Source organism: Streptomyces sp. NPDC059003 (assembly GCF_042740445.1).
Classification (GTDB): domain Bacteria; phylum Actinomycetota; class Actinomycetes; order Streptomycetales; family Streptomycetaceae; genus Streptomyces.
The window spans coordinates 14,523-32,824 of the sequence record NZ_JBHYJH010000113.1 but is presented as its reverse complement, the minus strand read 5'-3'; the positions used below and the strand labels follow the sequence as shown (position 1 = coordinate 32,824).

15 protein-coding genes are annotated in these 18,302 nt (G+C 72.0%); 11 read left to right on the top strand and 4 right to left on the bottom strand.

The window, feature by feature from the left end; all coding sequences use genetic code 11:
- Nucleotides 1-245 precede the first annotated feature (245 nt).
- The 5 genes from ACFWZ5_RS31190 (at nucleotide 246) to ACFWZ5_RS31170 (ending at nucleotide 6,689) form a co-directional block, all read left to right on the top strand.
- On the top strand, nucleotides 246-1,406 hold the full coding sequence (locus ACFWZ5_RS31190) for a glycine betaine/L-proline ABC transporter ATP-binding protein (RefSeq protein ID WP_384806362.1): 1,161 nt from the start codon (nucleotides 246-248) through the stop codon (nucleotides 1,404-1,406).
- A complete protein-coding gene (locus ACFWZ5_RS31185) occupies nucleotides 1,399-4,002 on the top strand; it encodes an ABC transporter permease/substrate binding protein (protein ID WP_384806364.1) in 2,604 nt (867 codons plus the stop codon). The genes ACFWZ5_RS31190 and ACFWZ5_RS31185 overlap by 8 nt, the downstream gene beginning before the upstream one ends.
- Nucleotides 4,003-4,111: 109 nt before the next feature.
- On the top strand, nucleotides 4,112-5,104 hold the full coding sequence (locus ACFWZ5_RS31180; protein ID WP_384798706.1) for a hypothetical protein: 993 nt from the start codon (nucleotides 4,112-4,114) through the stop codon (nucleotides 5,102-5,104).
- A 265-nt stretch (nucleotides 5,105-5,369) separates the two neighbouring features.
- On the top strand, nucleotides 5,370-5,945 hold the full coding sequence (locus ACFWZ5_RS31175) for a helix-turn-helix domain-containing protein (RefSeq protein WP_384798703.1): 576 nt from the start codon (nucleotides 5,370-5,372) through the stop codon (nucleotides 5,943-5,945).
- Nucleotides 5,946-5,957: 12 nt separating this feature from the next.
- Nucleotides 5,958-6,689, top strand: coding sequence for a helical backbone metal receptor (locus ACFWZ5_RS31170; protein ID WP_384798700.1), 732 nt, complete (start codon nucleotides 5,958-5,960; stop codon nucleotides 6,687-6,689).
- A 4-nt stretch (nucleotides 6,690-6,693) separates the two neighbouring features.
- Here ACFWZ5_RS31170 and ACFWZ5_RS31165 read toward each other — a convergent pair whose 3' ends face one another.
- A complete protein-coding gene (locus tag ACFWZ5_RS31165) occupies nucleotides 6,694-7,806 on the bottom strand; it encodes a TDT family transporter (RefSeq protein ID WP_384798697.1) in 1,113 nt (370 codons plus the stop codon).
- Nucleotides 7,807-7,876: 70 nt separating this feature from the next.
- Here ACFWZ5_RS31165 and ACFWZ5_RS31160 point away from each other — a divergent pair, with 70 nt between their 5' ends.
- Complete coding sequence (locus tag ACFWZ5_RS31160) at nucleotides 7,877-8,815, top strand: LysR family transcriptional regulator (RefSeq protein ID WP_384798694.1); 939 nt, start codon at nucleotides 7,877-7,879, stop codon at nucleotides 8,813-8,815.
- Between the two features lie 26 nt (nucleotides 8,816-8,841).
- On the opposite strand, the gene ACFWZ5_RS31155 is transcribed toward ACFWZ5_RS31160, so the two are convergent.
- From ACFWZ5_RS31155 to ACFWZ5_RS31145, 3 genes are all read right to left on the bottom strand, one after another.
- Nucleotides 8,842-9,546 (bottom strand): gamma-glutamyl-gamma-aminobutyrate hydrolase family protein, encoded by a 705-nt coding sequence (locus tag ACFWZ5_RS31155; RefSeq protein WP_384798691.1) that lies wholly within the window; start codon nucleotides 9,544-9,546, stop codon nucleotides 8,842-8,844.
- Between the two features lie 33 nt (nucleotides 9,547-9,579).
- Nucleotides 9,580-11,025: an ethanolamine permease gene (gene eat, locus ACFWZ5_RS31150; RefSeq protein WP_384798689.1), complete on the bottom strand. Its 1,446-nt coding sequence runs from the start codon at nucleotides 11,023-11,025 to the stop codon at nucleotides 9,580-9,582.
- A gap of 151 nt (nucleotides 11,026-11,176) precedes the next feature.
- Entirely contained in the window at nucleotides 11,177-11,902 is a 726-nt protein-coding gene (locus tag ACFWZ5_RS31145; RefSeq protein ID WP_384798686.1) for a FadR/GntR family transcriptional regulator, read from the bottom strand.
- 78 nt (nucleotides 11,903-11,980) lie between these two features.
- Here ACFWZ5_RS31145 and ACFWZ5_RS31140 point away from each other — a divergent pair, with 78 nt between their 5' ends.
- The 5 genes from ACFWZ5_RS31140 to ACFWZ5_RS31120 all read left to right on the top strand — a co-directional run bounded on the left by ACFWZ5_RS31140 (nucleotide 11,981) and on the right by ACFWZ5_RS31120 (nucleotide 18,172).
- Nucleotides 11,981-13,345, top strand: a complete 1,365-nt coding sequence (locus ACFWZ5_RS31140; RefSeq protein ID WP_384798683.1) for a glutamine synthetase family protein — start codon at nucleotides 11,981-11,983, stop codon at nucleotides 13,343-13,345.
- An 8-nt stretch (nucleotides 13,346-13,353) separates the two neighbouring features.
- Entirely contained in the window at nucleotides 13,354-14,703 is a 1,350-nt protein-coding gene (locus ACFWZ5_RS31135) for an aldehyde dehydrogenase family protein (RefSeq protein ID WP_384798680.1), read from the top strand.
- Between the two features lie 7 nt (nucleotides 14,704-14,710).
- Nucleotides 14,711-15,490 (top strand): 3-oxoacyl-ACP reductase, encoded by a 780-nt coding sequence (locus ACFWZ5_RS31130; protein WP_384798677.1) that lies wholly within the window; start codon nucleotides 14,711-14,713, stop codon nucleotides 15,488-15,490.
- A gap of 77 nt (nucleotides 15,491-15,567) precedes the next feature.
- Nucleotides 15,568-16,851: an HAD family hydrolase gene (locus tag ACFWZ5_RS31125; protein ID WP_384798674.1), complete on the top strand. Its 1,284-nt coding sequence runs from the start codon at nucleotides 15,568-15,570 to the stop codon at nucleotides 16,849-16,851.
- A gap of 22 nt (nucleotides 16,852-16,873) precedes the next feature.
- A complete protein-coding gene (locus ACFWZ5_RS31120) occupies nucleotides 16,874-18,172 on the top strand; it encodes a haloacid dehalogenase-like hydrolase (protein ID WP_384798671.1) in 1,299 nt (432 codons plus the stop codon).
- The last annotated feature ends 130 nt before the right edge of the window (nucleotides 18,173-18,302 follow it).

The following is an 18,302-nucleotide window of genomic DNA, read 5'->3' as shown; positions in this document are numbered from 1 at the left end:
TGAGGACGAGGCGCGCAGCGCCGGAGAGGAGGGGGTCTGGGGGCGGAGCCCCCAGTGGGGGTGTGAGCTGGGGCACTTATTCGTTTGCTCCGCGCCAGCGGGGGCAGGCGCGGAGCCGGAGCAGACCCGGTCGCGTTTTCAACTTCTTGATGTCGACCGTCCGGGCCGGCGGGCAGACCCCGCATCCGCTCCACGGCCCGCCGACGGGGGAGGCGGGCCGTCTTGGTTCGACCCGAGAGGTGTATGTGTCCAGGCTGCAAGCCGAACACCTGTACAAGGTGTTCGGCAGACGACCCGCTGACGCGGTGGAGAGACTCCGCCACGGAGCCGACCGTGAAGAGCTGCGCGCCGAAGGAACCACCGCCGCGGTGATCGACGCGTCCTTCACCGTCGAGCCGGGCCAGATCTTCGTCGTCATGGGTCTGTCCGGATCCGGCAAGTCCACGTTGCTGCGCATGCTCAACGGACTGTCGGAGCCGACTGCCGGGCAGGTGCTCTTCGACGGTCAGGACCTGACGAAGCTGACCGCCCGCGAGCTGCGCGAGGTGCGCTCGAAGAAGGTCAGCATGGTCTTCCAGCACTTCGCGCTCTTCCCGCACCGCAGCGTCCTGGAGAACGCCGCGTACGGCCTCGAGGTGCAGGGCCTGCCGCGCGCGGAGCGCGAGAAGCGGGCCACCGAGGCCCTGGAGCTCGCCGGGCTCAAGGGCTGGGAGAAGTCCTGGCCCGACGAGCTGTCCGGCGGCATGCAGCAGCGCGTGGGCCTCGCCCGCGCGCTCGCCACCGACGCCGACCTGCTGCTCATGGACGAGTCGTTCAGCGCCCTCGACCCGCTGATCCGGCGCGACATGCAGGACCAGCTCCTTGAGCTGCAGAAGACCCTGAAGAAGACCATCGTCTTCATCACGCACGACCTGAACGAGGCCATGCGCCTGGGCGACCAGATCGCCGTCATGCGCGACGGCCGCATCGTCCAGACCGGCACCGCCGAGGACATCCTCGTCACCCCGGCCAACGACTACGTCGCCGCGTTCACGCAGGACGTCGACCGGTCCCGCGTGCTCACGGCGGGCGCCATCATGGCCGACCCGGAGACCGTGTACGGCACGACGACGCCCGACGGCACGGAGCTGAAGACCGCCGAGGACGTCCTCGCCGCCGCGCCCGCGACCGTCACCGCGGACGCCCCCATCGTCGAGCTGTTCACGCCCTGCTCCACCAGCGGTGTGGCGGTCGCCGTGACCGACGCCGACGGCAAGCTCATCGGCGTCGTGCCGCGGGCCAGGCTGCTCGCGGTGCTCGGGGAGCCGGCGCACCCCGAGACGGAGGCCGGGCCGCAGGACGCGGTGGTGATCCCCGCACAGGACAACGGCGGCAAGAGCGTGGGCAAGGTGAGCAGCGGTGCCTAGGATTCCTCTCGGCGACTGGGTCGATGACGCGGTCGAATGGCTCAGAACCGACATGGACTGGCTGTTCGACTTCTTCAAGACGGTCTTCCAGAACATGTGGGACGGCACCTACGACGTCCTCTCCGGGCCCGCACCCCTGCTGATGGCGGGCATCCTCGCCGTCATCGCGTTCTGGCTGCGCGGCCTGGTCGGCGGTGTGCTCGCCTTCGCGGGCTTCGCGTTCATCGAGTCCCTGGAGCTGTGGGACAACGCGATGATGACGCTGGCCCTGGTGCTCGTCTCGACCTTCGTGGCGCTGGTCATCGCCGTGCCCGTGGGCATCTGGTCGGCCCGTTCCAAGACGGTCAGCGGCATCGTCAGGCCCGTCCTCGACTTCATGCAGACGCTGCCCGCGATGATCTATCTCGTCCCGGCGCTGCTGCTGTTCCGGATGGGCGCCCCCGCAGGCATCGTCGCCACCATCGTCTTCGCGATCGCCCCCGGCGTGCGCATGACGGAGCTCGGCCTGCGCCAGGTCGACAAGGAGCTGGTCGAGGCCGCCGAAGCGTTCGGCACCTCGCCGCGCAAGACCCTCTTCCGGGTCCAGCTGCCGCTCGCCCTGCCGACGATCATGGCCGGTGTCAACCAGGTCATCATGCTCGGCCTGTCCATGGCGGCCCTGACCGGCATGGTCGGCACGCCGGGCCTCGGCGCCGACGTCAACGCGGCCATCGGCCAGCTCGACGTGGGCATCGGCGCGGAGGCGGGCGTCTCCATCGTGATCCTCGCCGTCTACCTGGACCGCGTCACCAGCGGCCTGGGCAGCCAGGTCTCCCCGCTCGGCCGCCGCGCGCTCGCCAAGCTGCAGGCCGCGCAGGGCCTGACCGTCTGGAACTACCGCCCCCGGCCCGTCGTCGCGATGGTCGGCGTCGTCGTCCTCGCGCTCGTCGCGGGCGGCATGGGCCTCTTCGGCGGCTCCGACTCCGAGTCCGTGGCCGACGGGAAGAACGTCGGCCAGGGCAAGGAACTCAAGATCGGCTACATCCCCTGGGACGAGGGCATCGCCTCCACCTTCCTCTGGAAGGAGGTCCTGGAGCAGCGCGGTTACAAGGTCACCACCAGCCAGCTGGAGGCCGGTCCGCTGTACACCTCCCTGGCGCAGGGCGACATCGACTTCCAGACCGACGCCTGGCTGCCGACGACCCACGCCTCGTACTGGAAGAAGTACGGCAAGGACCTCGAGGACATGGGCCCCTGGTTCGGCCCCACGTCCCTTGAGCTGACCGTCCCCTCGTACATGAAGGACGTCAACTCCCTGGAGGACCTCAAGGGCAAGGGCGGCACGTTCAAGGGCAGGATCACCGGCATCGAGTCCAGCGCCGGGATGATGGGGCTGCTCAAGGACAAGGTCCTCGGCGCGTACGGCCTCGACAAGGAGTACAAGGTCCTCGACGGCTCGACGCCCGCGATGCTGTCCGAGCTGAAGGCCGCGTACGCCAAGAAGGAGCCCATCGTCGTCACGCTGTGGTCGCCGCACTGGGCGTACAGCGACTTCGACCTGAAGAAGCTGAAGGACCCGAAGGGCGCCTGGGGCAAGGGCGACGGCGTGCACACGCTGGCGCGCAAGGGCTTCTCCGACGAGAACCCCCGCGTCGGCAACTGGCTCAAGAACTTCAAGATGAGCGAGAAGCAGCTCACCAGCCTCGAAGCCGAGATCAACAAGGCGGGCAAGGGCAAGCAGCAGGAGGCCGTGCGCGCCTGGCTGAAGAAGAACCCGGGCCTGGCCGACAAGATGGCGCCGCTGCCGAAGAACACCGGCGGCGAGTCGAAGCGCCCGCTGAAGGCCGCGTACTTCGCGTGGGACGAGAACGTCGCCGTCACCAACCTGTGGAAGCACGTCCTCAAGCAGCGCGGCTACAAGCTGGAGCTGACGCCCGCCGACGTCGGCCCCGTCTACACCGGCCTCGCGCAGGGCGACATCGACGTGAACTTCGACGCCTGGCTGCCCACCACGCAGAAGACGTACTGGGAGAAGAACAAGGCGAACCTGAAGGACCTCGGGTCCTGGTACAGCCCGACCTCCCTCGAAGTGGCCGTCCCGTCCTACGTCAAGGACGTGAAGTCCCTGGAGGACCTCAAGGGCAAGGGCGACAAGTTCAAGGGCAAGATCATCGGCATCGAGCCGGGCACCGGCGTGATGCAGGCGCTCAAGGACAAGGTCCTGCCCCGGTACGGCCTCGACGAGGAGTACGAGATCGCCGCGGGCTCCACCCCGGCGATGCTGTCCGAGCTGAAGGCCGCGTACGCCAAGAAGGAGCCGGTCGCGGTCCTGCTCTGGTCGCCGCACTGGGCGTACAACGAGTACGACCTCACCAAGCTGAAGGACCCCAAGGGCGCCTTCGGCAAGGGCGACACGATTCGTACGATCACCAGCAAGAAGTTCCCCGAGCAGTACCCGCGGCTCACGAAGTGGATCAAGAACTTCACGATGAGCGAGGGCGAGCTCGCGGGCCTGGAGAACGAGATCACCAAGCGCGGCAAGGGCCATGAGGAGGAGGCCGTCGTCGCGTGGCTGAAGGAGCACCCGGGGGTCCCGGACCGGATGGCTCCGCAGTAGCCGGTGCCGCGGCCGCCCCCGGTGGGGGCGGCTCGGCAGCGCGTACGTAGGGTGGGCCCCGCCGTGTCGGCGGGGCCCACCCGTCGTTCGAGGACCAGATGAGGGGGGCGTGGCCGTGAGGCTCTCCCGGCGTGCCGCCCTGCGGGCCGGCGCCGCCGTCCTCGCCCTCGTGGCCGCCCCGCTCGCCACCCGGCCGCCGTCCGCCGACGCGGCACCGGCATCGCCGGGCACCGCCCGCCTCGCCGCGCTCGCCGGCGACGTGACCGCGGCCGACGGACACCGCTACGGCGCCCGCGACCACACCGGCCGCACCATGGACGCCGCCCAGGTCGTCCAGGCCCAGGACGGCAGCTATCTGGCCGTCTACCACACGCGCCTCGGCGACGGCCGCCACCACGCGGCGGTGGCGACCTCCACGGACCTGCTGCACTGGCGCCGCCGCCACGACTTCGGCCCCGGCACCCACCAGGCCTCGCTCGCGCACGACGGCCGCGGCGGCTACGTCCTCGCGTACGAGAAGGACCCGCGCAACCACATAGCCGTCCGCGCGTACGAAGACCGGAGCGCCCTGCTCGACGGGCGCGCGCACCGGGCGTACGACGCGCCCCGCACCCTCTCCAGCTGTGCCGAGGGCACCCCCGCCGTCACGGCGGTGCGCGGCGACACCGTCGAGCTGACGGGGCACTACCGCGCGCAGTGCGACACCGACCGGCAACTGCGCGCCACGCTCACGGACTTCCGCACCTGGCACGCCGAGCCCGACCTCCGGCTCGACTGGGCGATCGAGGCCCGGGGCAACAGCGGGAACATCGGCGACCGGGCGCCGGTGGAGCTGGCGGGACGGCAGGTCCTCCTCGTCGAGGGCCAGGGGATACGCGGGGACTTCGGCAGCTGGCGCCCGTACGCCTACGACCCGGTCAGCGGGCGCGCCGACCGCGTCGCGATCCGCACCCACGGCGGCAGCCGGGCCTTTGCCAACCCCTCGGCGACCCTCCTGACCGACCCGCGCGGCGAACCCGCCCTCCTCGTGAGCCTCTTCGTGCCGTCCGAGCGTTCCGCCCCCGGCGAATCCGGACAGCTGATCTACTGGCGGAAGCTGTGACGGCTCGCGCACCCTCCGCAACACCGGCCGCACGCCGCCCGCACGCGGGCCCGTGCGCGGCCGGAACCGGCGCGTGGACCGACCAACTGGGTAAAACCGTTTGGCGAACATGCGTAGGGTGCAGAAAACCCTTCAGGGTGATGACAAGTCCTCCGGGGTCCTGTCCCTCAGGATGATGACCGGCCCGGGCCTCCCCTCGCGGTGACGGCCCGGACGGATCCGACACGTTGACCGTTGCGCGCAGCAGAAGAAGGGAGCCGAGGCGATGGACGAGCACAAGGAAAACCTCCGGGTGGGCTCGGCCGTACGGCGGCGCCGCCGCCAGCTGGAGCTCACGCTCGCCGTCGTCGCCGGGCGCAGCGGCCTCTCGGTGCCGTTCCTGAGCCAGGTCGAGAACGAGCGGGCCCGGCCCAGCATGCGCTCCCTGGAGCGGGTCGCCGACGCGCTCGGCACCACTGCCGTCGAGCTGCTCGCCGCGGCCGACCCGACCGGCACGGTCGACCTGGTGCGCGCCGACGACGACGTGAGCCTGGAGGGCGCGACGCCCGAGACGCACGTGCGGGACCTGGTGCGCGGCCACCACCAGCTGCACGCCTTCGAGTACCTGGGCGACCACGACGAGGGCCGCGAGTTCCAGCACCGCAACGACGAGCTGATGTACGTCATCGCGGGCGCCGTCGAGGTCGAGGCGGAGGGGCGCGCCTACCGGCTCGGGCGCGGCGACTCGCTGTATCTGACCGGCGGGGTGCGGCACCGGTGGCGGGCGACGGCCGCCGACGCGCGGGTGCTCGTCGTCGCCGTGGGGGACCATATCGAGGCCGTCGACGACCGGCGGCACTGAAGGGTGACGGACATGCGGGTGGTCTCGCTCGTGCCGTCGCTGACCGAGGCCGTCGCCGCGACCGTGCCGGGCGCCCTGGTCGGCGCCACCGACTGGTGCAGCCACCCGGCGGACCTGGACGCGCTCGGCGTCGTACGGATCGGCGGCACCAAGAACCCGGACGTGCCCGCGATCGTGGCGCTCGCCCCGGACCTGGTGGTCGCCAACGAGGAGGAGAACCGCGCGCCCGACCTGGCGGCCCTGCGCTCGGCGGGAATCGAGGTGCTCGTCACCGAGGTGCGCGACCTGGACCAGGCCTTCCGTGAGCTGTCCCGGGTGCTCGCCGCGTGCGGTGGGCCCGCGCGGCCCGGGTGGCTCGCCGGGGCCGAGCGGGCCTGGCGGGACGTGGCGCCGCCGGACCGCCGGCTGCGGGCGGCCGTGCCGATCTGGCGCAGGCCGTGGATGGTGCTCGGCCGGGACACGTTCGCGGGGGCCGTGCTCGCGCGGCTCGGCGTCGACAACGCGTACGCGGCGCACGCCGACCGCTATCCCCGCGTGCCGATCGACGAACTGCGCGCCGCGGACCTCGACGTGGTGGTCCTGCCGGACGAGCCGTACCGCTTCACGCGCGAGGACGGGCCGGAGGCCTTCCCGGACTCCGTGCCCGTCGCGCTGGTCAGCGGCCGCCATCTCACCTGGTACGGACCGTCGTTGGGCGAGGCGCCCGCCGTGCTCGCGGGGGCGCTGCGGGCGGCGTGCCGCTGAGGGGTCAGCGGGGCGCCGCGAGGAGCTGTCCGCCGACCAGGCCCCGCACCGTCCGGACCAGGGCCACCGACCAGGCGGCCACGAGGACGGCGAAGAGGCCCGCGGCCAGCCAGTCGTACGCGGCGAGGCCGGTGTGCCTGCCCAGGCCCTCGGCGCCCGTGACACAGGTGCCGACGGGGAAGGTGAACGCCCACCAGGTCATCGCGAAGCCCATGCCCGCGCGCCGGGCGCGCACCACCATCGCGGTCGCCAGCGCCAGCCACATCAGGGCGAAGCCGAGCACCGGCACTCCGTAGAGCACGGCGAACGCGGCGAATCCCTCGTCGAAGGGGGCGGGCAGCAGGCCCTTCGCCACGTCGGCGAACTTGTTCGCCGCGGTCGTGGACTGCCCGAGCGGGCCGAGGACCAGGAACACGGTCGGGGTGAGCGCGAGGGGCAGCGGGGGCCCGGTCACCAGGCGGGCGAAGATCAGCGGCAGCATGACCAGGGTGGCGAGCAGGCTGATGCCGAACATCGCGAAGCACGCGTAGAGCAGGGTCTGCTGCGCCTGCCCGGCCGGCAGGTGCGGCACGAGCAGCGGGCCGACGGCCGCGGACACCATGGGGGCCACGACGGGCAGCAGCCACACCGGTGACGCCTGGTCGGCCGTGATCCTGTGCCGGACCACCATCAGGTACGGGATCGCGACGGCCGCCGCGAGGCCGATCGCCGTGCCGGCGGTGAAGAGCACGGCGTCGAGCGCCACCGCCGCGCCGAGCCCGATCCAGTCCCGGCCCACCAGCAGGGTGGCGCCGCCGACCGCGAGCAGGGCCATGGCCAGACAGCCGTAGAACGGCGCCATGGCCGGGTCGAGGAGGTGGGCGCGGGCCTGGTCCCGGTGGTGGACCCAGTGCGCGGCGCGGGCGGCGAGCAGCGCGGTCAGCATCAGCAGGGACAGCGCCCACACGGCGGCGCAGGCCGTGCGCAGGCCCGGTATGTCGTACGGCAGCGTGACCCCCGCGTTGGCGACGATCGCGGTGCCCATGACGGAGGCGTACCAGTTGGGGCCGAGGTGGCGTACGGCGGCGAGTGTGCCGTTCCGGTGCGCGCGGGGGTGGGGATGTGCTGCGGTGACCATGGCTCCACGGTGCGCCCCGCCCGGCGGGCGCACCAGAGATCTTGGAGCTATGAGGGCATAACCTGGACTTATGACCTCAGCCTCGGCACGCTCCGCGGACCCGCCGCCGGGGGCGCCGCTCGCGCACCGGGTGCCGGACCTCGCGGCCCTGGAACTGCTGCTCGCCGTGGCGCGCCTCGGCAGCCTCGGCCGGGCCGCCCGGGAGCTCGGCATCACCCAGCCCGCCGCGAGCGGCCGCGTCCGGTCCATGGAGCGCCAGCTCGGCGTGGCCCTGGTGGACCGGTCGCCGCGCGGGTCGCGCCTGACGGAGGCGGGCGCGCTCGTCACGGACTGGGCGCGGCGGATCGTGGAGGCCGCCGAGGCGTTCGACGCGGGCGCGCAGGCGCTGCGGGACCGCAGGGACTCGCGGCTGCGGGTCGCCGCCAGCATGACCATCGCCGAGTACCTGATGCCCGGCTGGCTGATCGCGCTGCGGGCCCAGCGGCCGGGTACGGCGGTGTCGCTGCTCGCGGGGAACTCGGCGGAGGTCGGTGAGCGGCTGCTCGCCGGGGACGCCGACCTCGGGTTCGTGGAGGGGCTGCGGGTGCCCGCGGGCCTGGACGCGGCCGTGGTGGGGCACGACCGGCTGATCGTGGTGGTGGCGCCCGGGCACCCCTGGGCGCGGCGGCGCGCGCCGCTGGCGGCGGCGGAGCTCGCGGCGGCGCCGCTGATCCTGCGCGAGGAGGGTTCGGGGACCCGGCAGGTCCTCGACACGGCCATCGGCGGGCTCGCGGCCCCGCTCATGGAGCTCTCCTCCACCACCGCCGTGAAGTCCGCCGCGGTGAGCTCTGCGGGGCCCGCGGTGCTCAGTGAGCTGGCGGTGGGGGAGGAGCTGGCGGCCCGCCGTCTGGTGCGCGTGCCGGTGGAGGGCGTACGGCTGCGCCGTGAGCTGCGGGCGGTGTGGCCCACGGGGCATGTGCCGACGGGTCCTGCGCGGGATCTGCTGGGGCTGACGCGCGGGACGTCGTGACCTCGGTGCGGTGGCGAGCCGCTCCGTCAGCCTTGTCCTGCTGCCGCCCGCACCAGCGCCTCCATCACGCGCGTGTCCGTTCCCATCTCCGGGTGCCACTGCACCCCGAGGACCCAGGCGGGCCCCGGGAGTTCGATGGCCTCCACGGTGCCGTCGTCCGCGTGGGCGGAGGGGATCAGGCCCCGGCCCAGGCGGTCCACCGCCTGGTGGTGGTACGTGGGGACGTCCGTCGTCGCGTCGGGCACGGCGGTGGCGTACAGCGTGTCCGGGACGGGCTTGACCGCGTGGGTGCCGAGGACGCCGAGGCCCCCGGTGTGGCCGTCCATGTGCTGGATCAGGGTGCCGCCCAGGGCGACGTTCAGGAGCTGCATGCCGCGGCAGATGCCGAGCAGTGGCTTGCCCGCCGCCAACGCGGCCTCGATCAGGGCGAGTTCCCAGGTGTCCCGCTCCTTCGCGGGCGGGCCCGTGCGGTCGTCGCGCTCGGCCCCGTAGCGCGACGGCTCCACGTCGGGGCCGCCCGCGACGACGACCCCGTCGAGGCGGGCGACGACGTCGGCCGCGTACGCGGGGTCGTCCGGCGGCACCATCGACGCGAGGCCGCCCGCCGCCTGCACCAGACGCGGATACCCGGCGGGCAGCAGCGCCGCGGGCAGCGTCCACACGCCCCAGCGCGCCTCGGCCTCCAGGTACGTGCTGACGCCGATCAGGGGCCGCTTGTCGTTCCCGTGCACTGATGAACTCCCTCTGCTTACCGGTAAGTGCCGCTAGTTCCGTTCCAGTTCGGCCTCGGCGGCCGCGAGCGCGGCGAACTCCTCCTCGGGCGCCCGTGCCACCAGATGCTTGCGGCTGTACAGGCCGAAGTACGCGAGCGCCACGACGTACACGCCGAGCGCGATGAAGGCCGCCGTGACGTCGACCAGGAACGTCGCCACCAGGGCCGCGCACGCGAGGACCAGGGCCACCGACGAGGTCAGGACGCCGCCGGGCGTGCGGTAGGGGCGGGCGAGGCCGGGCTCGCGGCGGCGCAGGACGATGTGGGAGAGCGACATCAGGGCGTACGAGATGGTCGCGCCGAAGACGGCGACGTTCAGCATGCGCGCGCCGTCCCCGGTCGCGGCGGCCAGCGAGAAGCCGATCGCGCCCGGCACGAGCAGCCCCAGGTAGGGCGCCTTGCGGCTGCTCGTCAGGGACAGGAAGCGCGGCAGATAGCCCGCGCGGGACAGCGCGAAGAGCTGGCGCGAGCCCGCGTAGATCAGGGAGAAGAACGACGCCACCAGGCCCGCGAGGCCCGCGTAGTTGATGACCCGGCTCAGGCCCGTCTGCTTGCCGTCCGGCTGCAGCGCGTCCACCAGCGGGTTGCCGGTCGACTGGATCGCCGCCGAGCCGCGCGCCCCGGCCGACGCGAAGAACGTGAGCAGCGCCAGGGCCAGCAGGATGCCCATCGACCAGCGGATCGCCCGGGGCAGCGCCCGCGCCGGGTCCTTGGTCTCCTCGGCGGCGAGCGGCACCCCCTCCACGCCCAGGAAGAACCACATGCCGAACGGGAACGCCGCCCAGATGCCGAGGATCCCCAGCGGCAGCCACGAGGTGGCGCCGAAGGCGTCGTGGTCGACCGGGATGTCGTTCAGCTTCGAGCCGTCGAACTCCATGAACGCGCCCACCGCGAACACCAGGAGCGCGGCCACGGCGATGCCCGTGACGACGAAGCTGAACCGCAGCGCCTCGCCCACGCCCCACAGGTGGATGCCGATGAAGAGGACGAAGCAGGCCAGGTACACCGGCCAGCCGGACTCCAGGCCGAACAGGCCGAGCGACTCGACGTAGTCGCCGATGAAGATGGAGATCGCGGCGGGCGCGAGGATGTACTCGATGAGGATGGCCGTGCCCGTGAGGAAGCCGCCCCAGGGGCCGAGCGCGCGCCGGGCGAAGCCGTAGCCGCCGCCCGCCGTCGGAAGCACCGACGACAGCTCGGCGAGCGAGAACACCATGCAGGTGTACATCACGCCCATGAGCGCCATTGCGATCGCCAGGCCGCCGAAGCCGCCCTCCTTGAGGCCGGAGTTCCAGCCGGAGAAGTCGCCGGAGACCACGTACGCGACGCCGAGGCCGGTCAGGAGCACCCAGCCCGCGTTGCCGCGGCGCAGGGTGCGCCGCTCCAGATAGTCGTCGCCCTCATCGTCGGCGCGTGACTTCGCGGACTCCAGCGTCATGACGGGGCTCCCCTGCGACGGGTTCAATGGATTGGAGGCATACCTTTGCGGTGCGGCCGGGCAGAAATCAAGACCTGTGCGTAACGTGCTGGTTAACCGCCCCGTCCCGGGGGAGCGCCCGCCGGCTCACGCCGAGAACCCCCGCGGAGGCTCACGCCAGAAATCCCCGCAGCAGCGCCGCCGTCCCCGCGCAGTGCTCCCGCATCATCTCCCTCGCCCCGTCCGCGTCGCCGTCGAGCACGGCCTCCACCAGGGCGGTGTGCTGGCGCTGCGAGTGCTCCAGGTTGCGCACCAGGAGCGGGATGCAGTCGAGGAGTTCGTTGACGGTCGCGCGGACCGCCGCGTACTGCGCGGTGAGCGTCGGCGAGCCGGAGAGCTCGGCGAGCGTGAGGTGAAGGAGCGTGTCCAGGCGGCGGTACTCGGTCAGCGGCGCGTCATGGGTGCGGGCGAGCGCGGCGCGCAGCCGGTCCGCCTGCTCGTCGGCGAGCCCGTGCGCCGCGCACAGGCCGGCCGCGCCCACCTCAAGGACCTCGCGGAAGCGCAGCGCGTCCTCCACGTCCACGTCGGCGACGCGGCGGCGCAGCTCGTCCTCGCCCGGCGCCGCGGTGCGCGGGCGCACGAACGTGCCGCCGTAGCGGCCGCGCCGGGACTCCACGAGCCCCTGGTCCTGGAGCACCTTCAGGACCTCGCGCAGCGTGACCCGGCTGATGCCGAGCAGGTCGGCCAACTCCCGTTCCGCGGGCAGCCGTTCGCCGCCCGGCACCAGGCCGAGCCGGACCACCTGGAGGATCTGCTCCAGGGCCTCCTCGAAGCCGTTGCCCGCCCGGACCGGTCGCAGCACCTGATTGAGGCGGTCCTCGCCCCGCACGTGGGACATCTTCCCGTACCCCCTTCCCAAGCAATGGTTCCCGGCCATACCTTATGGCCACTCGGCTGACCCAAGGAGGCTTTTCCCGTGGCAGACCGCACACCCCCGCTCGGCATCGAGGAGCTGCGTGCCCTCGTGGCGAGCGGCGAGATCGACACTGTCGTCCTGGCCTTCCCCGACATGCAAGGGCGGCTCCAGGGCAAGCGGTTCGCCGCCCGTTTCTTCCTCGACGAGGTCCTGGAGCACGGCACGGAGGGCTGCAACTACCTCCTGGCCGTCGACACGGAGATGAACACGGTCGACGGATACGCGATGTCCTCCTGGGAGCGCGGCTACGGCGACTTCGCCATGCACGCCGACCTCACCACGCTGCGCCGCGTGCCCTGGAACGAGGGCACCGCGATGCTCGTCGCCGACCTCGCCTGGAACGACGGCTCGCCCGTCGTGGCCGCCCCGCGCCAGATCCTGCGCCGCCAGCTGGACCGCCTCGCCGAGCACGGCTACACCGCGCACGTCGGCACGGAGCTGGAGTTCATCGTCTTCAAGGACACCTACGAACAGGCCTGGGACGCCGACTACCGCGGCCTGACCCCGGCCAACCAGTACAACATCGACTACTCCGTCCTCGGCACCGGCCGCATCGAGCCGCTGCTGCGCCGCATCCGCAACGACATGGCGGCCGCCGGGCTCACCGTCGAGTCCGCCAAGGGCGAGTGCAACCCGGGCCAGCACGAGATCGTGTTCCGCTACGACGAGGCCCTCGTCACCTGCGACCAGCACGCGATCTACAAGACGGGCGCCAAGGAGATCGCCGCGCAGGAGGGCGTCTCGCTCACCTTCATGGCGAAGTACAACGAGCGCGAGGGTAACTCCTGTCACATCCACCTCTCGCTCCAGGACGCCGACGGCACCAACGCCATGGCCGGGGACGGGCCCGGGGGCATGTCGCCCGTCATGCGGCACTTCCTCGCGGGCCAGCTGGCCGCCCTGCGCGACTTCAGCCTCCTGTACGCACCGAACATCAACTCCTACAAGCGGTTCCAGCCGGGCTCGTTCGCGCCGACCGCGGCCGCCTGGGGCTACGACAACCGCACCTGCGCGCTCCGCGTCGTCGGCCACGGCCGCTCCTTGCGCTTCGAGAACCGGCTTCCGGGCGGCGACGTCAACCCGCACCTTGCCGTCGCGGGCCTGGTCGCGGCGGGCCTGTACGGCATCGAGCAGCAGCTGGAGCTGCCCGACGCGTGCGAGGGCAACGCCTACGCGGGCGGCTACGAACACGTACCGACGACGCTGCGCGAGGCCGCCGAGCTCTGGGAGAACAGCCCCATCGCGAAGGCCGCGTTCGGCGACGAGGTCGTCGCGCACTACCGCAACATGGCGCGGGTCGAGCTCGACGCCTTCGACTCCGTGGTGACCGACTGGGAGCTCCGCCGCTCCTTCGAACGCATGTGAGGCACGACGTGCTTGAAGTACTGAATCCGGCGACCGAAGAAGTCGTCGCGACCGTCCCCGCCGCCGACGCGGGCGACGTCGACCGGGCCGTCACGCGGGCCGCGGCCGCCCAGCGGGCCTGGGGCGTCACCGCGCCCGCCGACCGCGCCCGGCTCCTGCGCCGCTTCGCCGACACCGTCGACGCCCACATCGACGAGCTCGCCGCGCTCGAAGTCCGCGAGGCGGGCCACCTCCCCGGCAACGCCCGCTGGGAGGCGGGCAACGTACGGGATCTGCTCCTGTACGCGGCCGGGGGAGCCGAGCGCCTCAACGGAGCGCAGATCCCCGCACCCGGCGGCTGGAACGTCACCTTCCATGAAGCGCTCGGCGTGGTCGGCGTGATCGCGCCCTGGAACTTCCCCATGCCCATCGCCGCCTGGGGCTTCGCCCCCGCCCTCGCGGCCGGCAACGCGGTCCTGCTCAAGCCCGCCGAGACCACGCCGCTCACCGCGCTGCGCCTCGCCGAGCTCGCCCTCGAAGCGGGCCTGCCCGAGGGCCTCTTCCAGGTCCTCCCCGGCTACGGCCACGTCGCGGGCCGCGCCCTCGTCGACCACTCGGGCGTCGCGAAGATCGTCTTCACCGGCTCCACGCGGACCGGGCGCGACGTCATGGAGCGCTGCGCCGCCCAGATGAAGCGCCTCACCCTCGAACTCGGCGGCAAGAGCCCCAACATCGTCTTCGCCGACGCCGACCTCGAAGCGGCATCCGACCCGTTCTCCTTCCTCGACAACTCCGGCCAGGACTGCTGCGCCCGCACCCGCATCCTCGTCCAGGAGTCGGTGTACGAGGAGTTCACGGCCCGCCTCACCGAGAAGGTGCAGGCCGTGGTGGTCGGCGATCCGCTGGACGAGAAGACCCAGATGGGCCCGCTGATCTCGCGGCAGCAGCGCGACCGCGTCCAGCGCTTCGTGCCCGACGGCGCGGACGCCATCACCGGGAGCGCGCCCGACGGGCCCGGCTTCTGGTTCCCGCCGACCGTCCTTCTCGGCGAGCGCCCGGACTCGCCCGCGGCCATGCAGGAGATCTTCGGCCCCGTCGCCGTCCTGCTCCCCTTCACCGACGAGCAGGACGCCGTCCGCCTCGCCAACGCCACCCCGTACGGCCTGTCCGGCTCGATCTGGACCCGGGACGTGGGCCGCGCCCTGCGCGTATCGGGGGCCGTCGAGGCGGGCAACCTGTCCGTCAACTCGCACTCCAGCGTGCGCTACTGGACCCCCTTCGGCGGCTACAAGCAGTCCGGGCTCGGCCGCGAGCTCGGCCCGGACGCCCTCGCCGCGTTCACCGAAACCAAGAACGTCTTCATCAGCACGGAGGCCTGAGCACCTTATGACTGAGAACATCTGCCGCCGCCTCGTCGGCCGCACCGCCGTCATCACCGGCGCCGGCAGCGGCATCGGCCTCGCCACCGCACGACGGCTCGCCTCCGAGGGCGCGAACGTCGTCTGCGCCGACATCGACGAGACCGCGGGCAAGAAGGCCGCCGAGGAAGTCGGCGGCACGTACGTGAAGGTCGACGTCACCGACGCGGAGCAGGTCGAGGCGCTGTTCAAGACCGCGTACGACACCTACGGCTCCGTCGACATCGCCTTCAACAACGCGGGCATCTCGCCGCCCGACGACGACTCCATCCTGGAGACGGGCCTTGAGGCCTGGAAGCGCGTCCAGGAGGTCAACCTCACCTCCGTCTACCTGTGCTGCAAGGCCGCCATCCCCTACATGCGGCGCCAGGGCAAGGGCTCCATCATCAACACCGCGTCGTTCGTGGCCCGCATGGGCGCCGCGACCTCGCAGATCTCGTACACGGCGTCCAAGGGCGGCGTCCTCGCGATGTCCCGCGAGCTCGGCGTGCAGTTCGCGCGCGAGGGCATCCGCGTGAACGCGCTGTGCCCGGGCCCGGTCAACACCCCGCTCCTCCAGGAGCTGTTCGCCAAGGACCCGGAGCGCGCCGCCCGCCGGCTCGTGCACATCCCGGTGGGCCGCTTCGCCGAGGCCGAGGAGATCGCGGCGGCCGTCGCGTTCCTCGCGAGCGACGACTCCGCGTTCGTGAACGCCACGGACTTCCTCGTCGACGGCGGCATCTCGGGGGCGTACGTCACCCCCGTGTAGTTCACCTCAGCGTCGCCACCGCGACAGCCGGGCGTCACGGGGCGCCCGGCTGTCCCGCGTAGACAGGGACCGTGCTCATGAAGATCAAGTACCGCTGGTACGCCGCCACGGCCGCCCTCGCCGTCGCGGGCACCGGCCTCGCCACCGCCCACGCCCAGCCCGCCGCCGGACCGGAGAAGTGCCCCACGCTCACCGTGTCGAAGGGCTGGTACGGCGACAACAAGCGGCGCCTCCAGCAGACGCTCGACACCTACGGCCGCTGCGGCGACACGTACGACAAGCACCACAAGCCGCTCGCCGTCTTCGACTGGGACAACACGGTCATCAGGAACGACATCGGCGACGCCACCATGTTCTGGCTGCTGCGCAACAGCCGGATCCGCACCCCCGAGCGCGGCGACTGGCGCACCACGAGCCGCTATCTGACCACGCCTGCCGCCCGCGCCCTCGCCGCGGCCTGCCCCGCCACCGGCCGCACCCTGCCCACGCGCACCGACGCCGCCTGCGCCGACGAGATCGCCTCCGTGTACGGCGAGGGCACCACGACCGGCGGCAAGCAGGCCTTCGACGGCTTCGACCACCGCCGCATGGAGCCGCAGTACGCCTGGCTCGCCCAGTTGCTCCGCGGCTGGAGCACCGCGCGCGTCAAGGACTTCGCGGCCGCCGCCCGCACGCAGAACCTCGCCGCCCCGGTCGGCGCCGAGCAGAAGGTCGGCAGCGGCAAGGTCACCGGCTGGGCGCGCTACTACGACCAGCAGCGCGACCTGATCCGCACCCTCAAGAAGGCCGGGTTCGACGTGTACGTGGTCTCCGCGTCCCCCGAGCCGATCGCCGAGGTCTGGGCGAGGGGCGTGGGCCTCGACGCCCGGCACACGATCGGCATCCGCAACGTCACCCGCGACGGCCGCCTCACCGCGCGCCTCAAGGGCTGCGGCGGCGTCAAGGACGGGGCCGACTCGATGATCACGTACATCGACGGCAAGCGCTGCGCCATCAACGAGCGCATCCTCGGCGTCCGCGGCAAGGCCGCCGAGAAGGTCCAACCGGCCGCGAAGCGCCAGGTGTTCGCCGCGGGCGACTCCGACACCGACGTGTCCTTCCTGCGCGACGCCACCGGCCTGAGGCTCGTGCTGAACCGCAACAAGCCCGAGCTGATGTGCCGCGCCTACGACAACCGCGACCGGCGCTGGCTGATCAACCCCATGTTCATCCAGCCGAAGGGCGAGCAGTCCGCGCCCTACCCCTGCGCCACCACCGGCTACACGGAGCGGGGCGGCGCGAAGGGCCCGGTGCGCCGATCGGACGGATCGGTCATCAAGGACCAACGGGACACGGTGTACGGGACGTCGACGGCCTCGTAACACTGCTGTAGCGTCCACGCACATGCGTAAGAGAAACGTTCTGGCGCTGACGCTGGCCTCGGCCGCCACCCTGGTGGCCGGGCCCGTCACGCTCCCCGCGACCGCCGCCACGGCCGCGCCCGCGCCGCACCCCGGCGCCCACTGTCCCCAGCTGTCGAAGAAGCTGACCTGGTACGGCGACAACCGCGCCCGCCTCCAGAAGGTCATCGACGAGCGGGGCACCTGCTCCGACCCGCACCTCGGACACGGCACGAAGCGCCCGGTCGCCGCGTTCGACTGGGACAACACCATCACCAAGAACGACGTCACCGACGCCACCATCAGCTGGGCGCTGCGCAACGACAAGATCCTGCGCCCCAAGAGCTGGAAGTCCTCCAGCAAGTGGATGACGGACGCGGGCCACCGCGCCCTCACCAAGGCCTGCGGCACCAAGGTGCCCGTCGGCAAGCCGCTGCCCACCTCCACCAACGGCGCCTGCGCCGACGAGATCCTCCAGATCCGCGAGGACGGCACCACGATGAGCGGCGCCGCCGCCTTCGCGGGCACCTGGAACCACCGCCGCACCGTCCCGCAGTACGCCTGGGTGCCGCAGCTGTTCGCCGGACACACGGTCAAGGAAGTGGAGTCGTACGCGAAGAAGGCCCGCAAGGAGGCCCTCGCCGCGCCCATCGGCACCACCCGCACCATCGGCAGCCACACCGTGCCGGGCTACGTCCGCTACTACGACCAGCAGCGCGACCTCATCCGCACGCTGAAGAAGGCCGGGTTCGACGTCTACATCGTGTCGGCGGGCTCCGAGCCCGTCGCCGAGGTGTGGTCGCGCGGCGTCGGCATCGACCGCAAGCACACCGTGGCCATCCGCTCCGTCCTGGACCGCAAGGGCCGCGTCACCACGTGGAACCAGGGCTGCGGCGGCGTCGGCGTCAACAAGGGCGACGTCATCCCGTACATCGACGGCAAGCGCTGCTTCATCAACCAGGAGATCTACGGGATCCACGGCAAGAAGGCCTGGGACAAGCAGCGGTGGAGCAAGCGCATCGCGATCGGCGGCGGTGACGCCGACACCGACGTGACCTTCGTCGGCGACGCCACCGGCGCGCACCTCGTCCTGAACCGCAACAAGGGCGAGTTCATGTGCCGCGCCTACGACAACGCCGACGGGCGCTGGGTCGTGAACCCCATGTTCATCGAGCCGCTGCCGCAGAAGCAGGGCACCTACCCCTGCGCCACGGCCGCGTACAACGAGCCCGACGGCCGCAAGGGCCCCGTCCTGCGCGAGGACGGCTCCGTGGTGCCGGACCAGCTGGACACGGTGTACTGAGCCTTTCCGCAGGCCGTGCCGCGGTGGCCGGACGTGGTTGTAAACACCGCCCCCGCCCCCCCCAATTTGGCGCGGTTTCCAAGAAGGCCCAACCCCGCGGGTACCCGGAAGAGAAGAAACACCCCACCGA